Consider the following 558-nt stretch of genomic DNA (forward strand, 5'->3'; position numbering starts at 1 on the left):
ATTTCTTGAATTTATTTTTAAACGCATTGTAATACAGCCATTTACGGATGAATGATTTTTAATGAAAGGACTTAGGTGCACTGAACCGTACACATTATTATATTATATACGCGGGAAGAAAAAAACAGCGCCTGATTTTTTTCACAAAAACCAACCGGATTATGGCACAAAAAAGGAAGCAGGGTGAAAAGGCAATCCAAGCAGGATGAAATTGGAATCACATTAGGATGAAACTGGAAACGAAGACGGATGAGTTTTTCAAACAACTTTTCCAGATTCTAAAAAAATAGAGCTTGTCAGAGGCCTGTTGTATAGCTACCCCACTAAATTTCGACTACTCCACTTACACCCGTTAGTTAATCTCATGCCGAGAATACATAAAAAGTCCCACAAATTTAATGATTTGTGGGACTTGTCCGTTTATTGTCCGGTTTTGTCCGGTACGTTCAGCGGAGAGACAGGGATTCGAACCCCGGGTACCTCGCGGTACAACGGTTTTCAAGACCGCCGCAATCGACCACTCTGCCACCTCTCCAAACTTCTTTGTCAAGTGCTTTT

General features: G+C 40.7%; 1 tRNA gene. It reads right to left on the reverse strand.

Annotated features, from left to right (window positions below):
• Positions 1-450: 450 nt before the first annotated feature.
• Positions 451-535, reverse strand: a tRNA-Ser gene (locus B5F91_RS14790).
• Between the last annotated feature and the right edge of the window lie 23 nt (positions 536-558).

This window comes from Bacteroides sp. An322 (assembly GCF_002161765.1).
GTDB classification, from domain to species: Bacteria; Bacteroidota; Bacteroidia; order Bacteroidales; family Bacteroidaceae; genus Phocaeicola; species Phocaeicola merdavium.